The 3,211-nt window shown below is 56.4% G+C and carries 1 rRNA gene; it reads left to right on the top strand.

The annotated features are described in order from the left end of the window. Positions 1 to 63: 63 nt before the first annotated feature. Positions 64 to 3,189, top strand: a 23S ribosomal RNA gene (locus tag ACIRR8_RS32995). Positions 3,190 to 3,211: the final 22 nt, after the last annotated feature.

Consider the following 3,211-nt stretch of genomic DNA (forward strand, 5'->3'; position numbering starts at 1 on the left):
TAGGACGGGGTGGTGGGTGGCTGGTCGTTGTTTGAGAACTGCACAGTGGACGCGAGCATCTGTGGCCAAGTTTTTAAGGGCGCACGGTGGATGCCTTGGCACCAGGAACCGATGAAGGACGTGGGAGGCCACGATAGTCCCCGGGGAGCTGTCAACCAAGCTTTGATCCGGGGGTTTCCGAATGGGGAAACCCGGCAGTCGTCATGGGCTGTCACCCGCTGCTGAACACATAGGCAGTGTGGAGGGAACGAGGGGAAGTGAAACATCTCAGTACCCTCAGGAAGAGAAAACAACCGTGATTCCGGGAGTAGTGGCGAGCGAAACTGGATGAGGCCAAACCGTATGCGTGTGATACCCGGCAGGGGTTGCGCATGCGGGGTTGTGGGATCTCTTTTTCATGGTCTGCCGGCTGTGAGACGAGTCAGAAACCGTTGGTGTAGGCGAAGGACATGCGAAAGGTCCGGCGTAGAGGGTAAGACCCCCGTAGCTGAAACATCAACGGCTCGTTTAAGAGACACCCAAGTAGCACGGGGCCCGAGAAATCCCGTGTGAATCTGGCGGGACCACCCGCTAAGCCTAAATATTCCCTGGTGACCGATAGCGGATAGTACCGTGAGGGAATGGTGAAAAGTACCGCGGGAGCGGAGTGAAATAGTACCTGAAACCGTGTGCCTACAAGCCGTGGGAGCGTCGCTGGCAGCACTTGTGCTGTCAGTCGTGACTGCGTGCCTTTTGAAGAATGAGCCTGCGAGTTAGCGGTGTGTAGCGAGGTTAACCCGTGTGGGGAAGCCGTAGCGAAAGCGAGTCCGAATAGGGCGAACTAGTTGCACGCTCTAGACCCGAAGCGGAGTGATCTAGCCATGGGCAGGTTGAAGCGGAGGTAAGACTTCGTGGAGGACCGAACCCACCAGGGTTGAAAACCTGGGGGATGACCTGTGGTTAGGGGTGAAAGGCCAATCAAACTCCGTGATAGCTGGTTCTCCCCGAAATGCATTTAGGTGCAGCGTCGTGTGTTTCTTGCCGGAGGTAGAGCACTGGATAGGCGATGGGCCCTACCGGGTTACTGACCTTAGCCAAACTCCGAATGCCGGTAAGTGAGAGCGCGGCAGTGAGACTGTGGGGGATAAGCTCCATGGTCGAGAGGGAAACAGCCCAGAGCATCGACTAAGGCCCCTAAGCGTACGCTAAGTGGGAAAGGATGTGGAGTCGCAGAGACAACCAGGAGGTTGGCTTAGAAGCAGCCACCCTTGAAAGAGTGCGTAATAGCTCACTGGTCAAGTGATTCCGCGCCGACAATGTAGCGGGGCTCAAGCGTACCGCCGAAGTCGTGTCATTCCAGTATGTACCCCTAACGGGGGCTGGGATGGGTAGGGGAGCGTCGTGTGCCGGGTGAAGCAGCCGCGGAAGCGAGTTGTGGACGGTTCACGAGTGAGAATGCAGGCATGAGTAGCGATACACACGTGAGAAACGTGTGCGCCGATTGACTAAGGGTTCCTGGGTCAAGCTGATCTGCCCAGGGTAAGTCGGGACCTAAGGCGAGGCCGACAGGCGTAGTCGATGGACAACCGGTTGATATTCCGGTACCCGCTTTGAAACGCCCAGTACTGAATCAGGCGATGCTAAGTCCGTGAAGCCGGCCCGATCTCTTCGGAGTTGAGGGTAGTGGTGGAGCCGATGAACCAGACTTGTAGTAGGTAAGCGATGGGGTGACGCAGGAAGGTAGTCCAGCCCGGGCGGTGGTTGTCCCGGGGTAAGGGTGTAGGACGCACGGTAGGTAAATCCGTCGTGCATATAAGTCTGAGACCTGATGCCGAGCCGATTGTGGTGAAGTGGATGATCCTATGCTGTCGAGAAAAGCCTCTAGCGAGTTTCATGGCGGCCCGTACCCTAAACCGACTCAGGTGGTCAGGTAGAGAATACCGAGGCGTTCGGGTGAACTATGGTTAAGGAACTCGGCAAAATGCCCCCGTAACTTCGGGAGAAGGGGGGCCATTTCTGGTGATAGCACTTGCTGCTTGAGCTGGGGGTGGCCGCAGAGACCAGCGAGAAGCGACTGTTTACTAAAAACACAGGTCCGTGCGAAGCCGTAAGGCGATGTATACGGACTGACGCCTGCCCGGTGCTGGAACGTTAAGGGGACCGGTTAGTGCACTTTCGGGTGTGCGAAGCTGAGAACTTAAGCGCCAGTAAACGGCGGTGGTAACTATAACCATCCTAAGGTAGCGAAATTCCTTGTCGGGTAAGTTCCGACCTGCACGAATGGCGTAACGACTTCTCGACTGTCTCAACCATAGGCCCGGTGAAATTGCACTACGAGTAAAGATGCTCGTTTCGCGCAGCAGGACGGAAAGACCCCGGGACCTTTACTATAGTTTGATATTGGTGTTCGGTTCGGCTTGTGTAGGATAGGTGGGAGACTGTGAAGCGGCCACGCCAGTGGTTGTGGAGTCGTCGTTGAAATACCACTCTGGTCGTGCTGGATGTCTAACCTGGGTCCGTGATCCGGATCAGGGACAGTGTCTGATGGGTAGTTTAACTGGGGCGGTTGCCTCCTAAAGAGTAACGGAGGCGCCCAAAGGTTCCCTCAGCCTGGTTGGCAATCAGGTGTTGAGTGTAAGTGCACAAGGGAGCTTGACTGTGAGACCGACGGGTCGAGCAGGGACGAAAGTCGGGACTAGTGATCCGGCAGTGGCTTGTGGAAGCGCTGTCGCTCAACGGATAAAAGGTACCCCGGGGATAACAGGCTGATCTTCCCCAAGAGTCCATATCGACGGGATGGTTTGGCACCTCGATGTCGGCTCGTCGCATCCTGGGGCTGGAGTCGGTCCCAAGGGTTGGGCTGTTCGCCCATTAAAGCGGTACGCGAGCTGGGTTTAGAACGTCGTGAGACAGTTCGGTCCCTATCCGCTGTGCGCGTAGGAATATTGAGAAGGGCTGTCCCTAGTACGAGAGGACCGGGACGGACGAACCTCTGGTGTGCCAGTTGTCCTGCCAAGGGCATGGCTGGTTGGCTACGTTCGGAAAGGATAACCGCTGAAAGCATCTAAGCGGGAAGCCTGCTTCGAGATGAGTATTCCCACCTCCTTGAGGGGTTAAGGCTCCCAGTAGACGACTGGGTTGATAGGCCAGATGTGGAAGCCCTGTAAGGGGTGGAGCTGACTGGTACTAATAGGCCGAGGGCTTGTCCTCAGTTGCTCGCGTCCACTGTGTT

Origin of the sequence: Streptomyces sp. NPDC101178 (assembly GCF_044767965.1) — a bacterium.
Lineage (GTDB): Bacteria > Actinomycetota > Actinomycetes > Streptomycetales > Streptomycetaceae > Streptomyces.